This is a genomic window from Nocardiopsis prasina DSM 43845 (assembly GCF_000341265.1).
Classification (GTDB): Bacteria; Actinomycetota; Actinomycetes; order Streptosporangiales; family Streptosporangiaceae; genus Nocardiopsis; species Nocardiopsis prasina.
Genome location: NZ_ANAE01000182.1, coordinates 1 through 5,996, shown reverse-complemented (window position 1 = coordinate 5,996; position 5,996 = coordinate 1). Strand labels below are relative to the sequence as shown.

Sequence of the window (5,996 nt, the reverse complement as noted above, 5' to 3'; positions counted from 1 at the left end):
GGCGGCGGCCGCCACGCCTTCGAGATCTACCGACGCGGCGCCGACGTGGTCGCCTTCGACCAGAACGTGAGCGACCTCGCCGACGTCGAGACCATGTTCGCGGCCATGGCCCACGAGGGAGAGGCCCCCGCCACCGCCAAGGCCGAGACGGTCAAGGGTGACGCCCTCGACATGCCCTTCGACGACGACAGCTTCGACCGTGTCGTGGCCGCCGAGATCTTCGAGCACCTGCCGCACGACACCGCCGCCATGAAGGAGCTGTACCGGGTCCTCAGGCCCGGCGGCATCGCGGCCGTCACCGTGCCCAGCTTCCTGCCGGAACGCATCTGCTGGGCCCTCTCGGAGGAGTACCACACCAACGAGGGCGGCCACATCCGCATCTACACCCGCGCCGAGCTGGAGGCCAAGCTCAAGGCCACCGGGTTCGTGATCGGCCCGCACCACCACGCGCACGCCCTGCACGCCCCGTACTGGTGGATCAAATGCGCCGTGGGCACCGACAACAACGACCACCCGGCCGCCAAGGCCTACCACGACCTCCTGGTCTGGGACATGCTCCAGGCCCCCAGGGTCACCCGGGTGGCCGAGCGGCTCCTCAACCCCGTCATCGGCAAGAGCGTCATCGTGTACGTGCGCAAGCCGCACACTGACGCGGCCGCCTGATGGCACCCGCACCGTCCGATCCCGGCGCTCTCCACCTGCCCGGGATCCTCAACGCCGAACAGCTGTACCGGTCCGCGGACTACCTCGTGCGCTCCCAGGAGGGCGACGGGGTGATTCCGTGGTTCCCGGGCGGCCACGCCGACGTGTGGGACCACGTGGAGTGCGCCATGGCGCTGACCGTCACCGGCGTGCTCGTGCCCGAGCACGCCGAGGCGGCTCGCCGCGCCTACCTGTGGCTGGACGGGAGCCGCCACCCCGACGGCGGCTGGTACGCCAAGTACCGCCAGGGACGGCCCGTGACGGAGCTGCGCGAGGCCAACCACGCCGCCTACCCGGCCGTGGGGCTCCTCCACCACCTGCTGACCACCGGCGACGTCGACTTCGCCGAGCGGATGTGGCCCGTGGTGGAGAGCGGCCTGGAGTTCGTGCTGGCCCTGCGCGGCGAGCACGGCGAGATCCTGTGGGCCCGCTCCGAGGACGGATCCCCGGGCGACCACGCGCTGCTCACTGTGTGCGCGAGCGTGCACCACGCGCTGCGCTGCGGGACCGAGCTGGGCGCGCGGCTGGGCCGTGAACGGCCCGACTGGTCCAAGGCGGCCGAGCGGCTGGCCGAACTCATCACCGGGGACGAGGGGTTGTTCTCGGACCGCTCCCGCTTCTCGATGGACTGGTTCTATCCCATCCTCGGCGGCGTGCTGCGCGACGAGGCCGCCAAGGAGCGGATCGCCGAGCGCTGGAACACCTTCGTCATGCCCGGACTGGGTGTGCGCTGCGTGAGCGACCAGCCCTGGGTGACCGCGGCGGAGTCCTCCGAGCTGGTCATGGCGCTGGCCGCCATGGGAGAGACGGAGACGGCCGTACGCGTTCTGCGGGACGTGCAGCACCTGCGCGACGCCGACGACGGCGTCTACTGGACCGGCTACCAGTTCGCCGAGCAGGTGCGCTGGCCGGTGGAGCGCAGCACGTGGACCTCCGCGGCGATCATCCTGGCGGTGGACGCGCTCACCCGCACCACCCGCGGCTCCCGGGTGTTCCTGCACACCTGGGCCTGAACTCGGCCCCGAAGACACGAGGAGGGCCCCGAGGGGCCCTCCTTCGGTCGTTCGTCAGCCTTCCTCGCCCCGGCCGGGCGGGATCTCGGGGATACCCGGGTCCTCCGGGTCACCGGGCCACTCGGGGTTCTCCGGGAAGGTCGGCTCCTCCGGGATGTCCGGCCCCGGGTCGACCGGCTCCTCGGGAGGCGGCGGCTCCCCCTCCGGCGTCTCCGGCTGGTCGTTCTCCGGCGCCTCGGGCTGCTGCGGCTCCTGGGTCGCCGGGTCCGGCGCCCAGTTCTCCGTGGTGCCACCGAACTCGGGGCTGGGGAACGAGGCGCGCTCGTAGCCCTCCATGGCGCGGTTCATGTACGACTTCCACATCTGCGAGGGCAGACCGCCGCCGGAGATGTTGTGCCCCGGGATCTGGAAGCTCTCGTTGTTGCCGCTGTAGACGCCGACCGCGGTGGACAGCTGCGGGGTGTACCCGACGAACCAGGCCGCGACGCTGCCGTTGGTGGTACCGGTCTTGCCCGCGACCGGGTGGTCCCACAGCTGCGCGGCGGTACCCGTGCCGGAGCTGACCGCCTGCTCCAGGGCGTAGGTGACGTCGGCCGCGGTCGACTCCTCGAGGGCCCTCTTGCCCTCGATCTCCGGCCGCTCGTTGTCACCGTCCTGGTTGACGATCTCCTTGATGACGTGCGCCTCCATGTGCACGCCACCGTTGGCGAAGGTCGCGTACCCGCTGGCCTGGTCCACCGAGCGGACGCTCGTGGCGCCCAGCGGCATGACCGGGACCAGCTGGTTGTCGTCGATGCTCCCGTCGGGCAGGCCCACGTCGTAGGCGGTCTGCCTGATCTTGTCGAAGCCGACCTCCTGGGCCAGCTCCACGAAGCCCAGGTTGTTGGACACCGTGGTGGCCTGCGTGAGCGTCATGACGCCACCGGGCGCGTTGTCCGCGTTCTGCACACGGGAACCCTGGATGTCCCTCGGCCCGCGGCCGTCCACCGTGGAGTTCAGGCCGTAGCCCTGCTCCAACGCCGTCGCCAGCACGTACGGCTTGAACGCCGATCCCGCCTGGGCGGCGCCCAGGAACGAGCTGTCGTACTGGTTGAGCTGGTAGTCGTGGCCGCCGTAGAAGGCCAGGACCTCGCCGGTCTCCGGGTCGATGGTGGTCAGGCCGATGTTGACGCCCTCGGGAAGGCTGTCCGGGTCGACCATCTCCTCCACCGACTCGTAGGCGGCGTCCATCATGTCCTTGTCGAAGGTCGTGACGATCTTGAAGCCCTGGCGGTTGACGTGGTCCTCGGTGTAGCCGAGGTCCGTCAGCTCGCTCATGGCCTCCTGGAGCATGTACCCCCGGTAGCCGCTGAGGTCCTCCAGGGTCTTCTCCGGCTCGGGTGCCGGGAACTCCATGGCGTCCGCCTCGGCCTGGGTGATCGCCCCGGTGGTGACCATGCCGTTGACCACGTACTGCCAGCGGTTCTCCATGTCGGGCGTGGTCTCCACGTCCGCCTGGCCGAACCGGGTCGGCTGCTGGATGGCGGCGGCCAGGAAGGCGGCCTCCTCGGCGGTGAGCTCGTCGACGTCCTTGTGGTAGTACGCCTGCGAGGCCGCCTGGACTCCGTAGGACATGCGACCGAAGTAGATGGTGTTGAGGTACTGCTCCATCACCCACTCCTTGTCCTCGCTCTGATCCACCTTGATGGAGATGATGATCTCCTGGATCTTGCGGGACACGGTCTGCTCGAAGGAGACGCCCTCGTAGTAGTTGCGCACCATCTGCTGGGTGACGGTCGAACCGCCCTGCACCTGCTCTCCCGTGATGGTGGACCACACCGCGCGCATCGTGCCGCTGAGGGAGACACCGGGCTCGGTCCAGAAACCACGGTCCTCGGCGGAGATGACCGCCTCGACGACATGGTCGCCGCCGGCCGTCATCTCGTCGTAGCTGATGACCTCGCGGTCGGTGCCCCGGTAGGCGAACTCGGTCTCGCCGTCCGCGAAGTAGAAGGTGGAGCCCTGCTCCACCGCGTCGGCCTTGGCCGCGTCGGGAACCTCGACGGTCACGTAGAAGAACGTGAAGACACCGCAGGCCAGGATGAGGCCCAGGCCGGTGACGGCCAGGAAGCCCAGGAGAAGGCGCAGCCAGAGCGGCTTCTTCGCCTTCTTCTTCTTGTTCTTCCCGGAACCCTCACCCGGCCCCTCTGCGCTGTCGGTGGGACCGTCGGGCCCGCCCGGCCCCCCGGGGGTCCCGGCTCCGCCGGACGCCGCAGCTCCGGCCATCCCGCCGTCGGCGGGTCCGCTCGGCCCCTCCTCCGTGGGTCTGTCCGAAACGTAGTCGGACAGGCGTCGGGGCGTCGGCCACATGGCCGCGGTCTCCGCCGTGGCACCGGTAACGGCGCCCACGGCCGGCCCGCTCTCGGAACCGTGCACCGCGTCGTCCGCCTCGGGCGGAGCCCCGGCGAAGGCCACCGCGCCAGCCGCCGGTGCGGGCATGGCCTCGGTGCGAGCGCCGTCGTCGGAGTGCTTCTCGGTATCGGTCTCGGGCCCGGTCACCTTCTCCGGTTCCGAGGAGGGTCCGGGGTCGGTGACGGCGGAGCCCGCCACCGCAGGTTCGGCGGTGTCCTCGGGCTCCTCGGTGTCCTTGGCTCCGAGGACCGGGATCTGTTCCGTTCGGGCTTCCTCCAGCTCGGCTTCCCCGGTGTCCGCGCGCGCGGAGTCCCCGTCGGCCTGGTCGGAGGGGTCGAACCTGTCGGCCTCGTCCTCCGCACCGGCGACGGGTGCGTCGTCGACGGGCACGTCACCGGAGTCCTCTTCGGAGGCCCCCGGCTTCGCCCGCTCCGCGTCGTCAGCCGTCCCGGTGGAGTCCGATCCCTCGGACTCGAAGCCCTGTTCGGCGAGAGTCATGGCGACGCGGTCACGCAGGAACGTGCCGCTTGTCTTGAAAGCGATGGCCCCCGGGACGAACTCGGGCTCGGGTTGACCGTTGGCCTCGCCACCCGACTCCGAGGCTTCTCCCTCGGATTGATCCTCACCGCTGGTGGGTAGATCATCACGCTGGGGGGTCGCTTGAGTGGACAGCTCCTCAGCAGAGGTCTCTTTCGTCTCCGGCGTGTTCGATTCGGGACGCTGTCCGTCCGTCCCGCCATCGCCGTGTGTGCTCTTGCTCAGCTCCCCGCCCCCAAGGCAAATCACGTCCGGCACCGTGCCGTCCTGGTGTTTGACGCGCGAGTGCCCCTGATCGGTTCAGTTCGATTCAGGGCTGAAGCGGTATTTCGGGGAAAATCACCACCATCGCTCCACCCTCAAAGCCACGATACCCGCACGTAACCGTGTCAAGGCCGAATCCGTAACCGCACGGTCACTTCTTACCGAAGGCTTACCCTCCGAAGGCGTGTCCATGTCCGGGTGTTGGCTCACTCACAATACCGGACCAATATTGCCACACTCAGGGACAATCACTGAGCGTGCGCATTCGATTCACCACTGCCCCCGTCACGAATGCCATGCCGCGCACCCGAATCGCTTTAGGAGACGCGCTCGAGGATCCGCATGGAGCCCACCACGCGCACCTCCCTGAACCTCCCCGAGTCCAGCGCGCGACAGTAGACGTTGAACGGGGGCCGTCCGCCGTCCTCCGGGTTCGGGAAGACGTCGTGGATCACCAGCGCCCCACCTACGGCGACGTGCGGCGACCAGCCCTCGTAGTCGTTCTGGGCGGCCGTCTCGCTGTGTCCGCCGTCGATGAAGAGCATGCCCAGCTCGGTGCCCCAGACAGCGGCGACGTCGACTGAGGCGCCCGTGATCGCGATGACCTCGTCGTCCAGGCCCGCCTGGGTGATCGTGCGCCGAAAGTGCGGCAGGGTGTCGAATTTCCCGGTGACCGGGTCGATCAGGGAGCTGTCGTGGTACTCCCAGCCCTCCTGGTGTTCCTCGGAGCCCCGGTGGTGGTCCACCGTGACGACCCTCGCCCCACCCACACGTGCCGCGGCACCCAGGAACACGGTGGACTTGCCGCAGTAGGTGCCGATCTCCACGACGGGTCCGCGGTCCGCGTACTCCAGGGCCGTCTCGAAGAGAGCCATCCCCTCGTCAGTGGGCATGAATCCGTTCGCCGCCTCAGCGGCCGCCAGCAGGTCCGCGGGGATTGTCTTCGTCATACCGAAATTCTCCCATCGCGGGAGGTCCGCCCCGCCAGCACCCCATGGGAAATCAGCCCGAAAACGTCGATTCACAAACGCACAAACAACCCCAACAAAAAAGAAGAGGAAGAACCCGCCCCAAAGGACAAGCCCTTCC

The 5,996-nt window shown here is 68.9% G+C and carries 4 protein-coding genes; 2 read left to right on the top strand and 2 right to left on the bottom strand.

The window, feature by feature from the left end:
• The first annotated feature begins 45 nt into the window (after window positions 1-45).
• Window positions 46-663, top strand: a complete 618-nt coding sequence (locus tag D452_RS28780) for a class I SAM-dependent methyltransferase (protein ID WP_017546393.1) — start codon at window positions 46-48, stop codon at window positions 661-663.
• The gene (locus D452_RS0122460; protein WP_017546392.1) at window positions 663-1,715 is read left to right on the top strand and encodes a prenyltransferase/squalene oxidase repeat-containing protein; all 1,053 of its coding nucleotides are present in this window, start codon (window positions 663-665) and stop codon (window positions 1,713-1,715) included. The genes D452_RS28780 and D452_RS0122460 overlap by 1 nt, the downstream gene beginning before the upstream one ends.
• A 54-nt stretch (window positions 1,716-1,769) precedes the next feature.
• On the opposite strand, the gene D452_RS0122455 is transcribed toward D452_RS0122460, so the two are convergent.
• On the bottom strand, window positions 1,770-4,901 hold the full coding sequence (locus tag D452_RS0122455) for a transglycosylase domain-containing protein (protein WP_026129582.1): 3,132 nt from the start codon (window positions 4,899-4,901) through the stop codon (window positions 1,770-1,772).
• A gap of 323 nt (window positions 4,902-5,224) precedes the next feature.
• The gene (locus D452_RS0122450; RefSeq protein WP_017546390.1) at window positions 5,225-5,857 is read right to left on the bottom strand and encodes a class I SAM-dependent methyltransferase; all 633 of its coding nucleotides are present in this window, start codon (window positions 5,855-5,857) and stop codon (window positions 5,225-5,227) included.
• Between the last annotated feature and the right edge of the window lie 139 nt (window positions 5,858-5,996).

What these genes read in the sequence shown, in the direction of transcription:
- D452_RS0122460 (WP_017546392.1), top strand. Translation starts at nt 663, where the DNA reads ATGGCACCCGCACCGTCCGATCCCGGCGCTCTCCACCTGCCCGGGATC.
- D452_RS0122450 (WP_017546390.1), bottom strand. Translation starts at nt 5,857, where the DNA reads ATGACGAAGACAATCCCCGCGGACCTGCTGGCGGCCGCTGAGGCGGCG.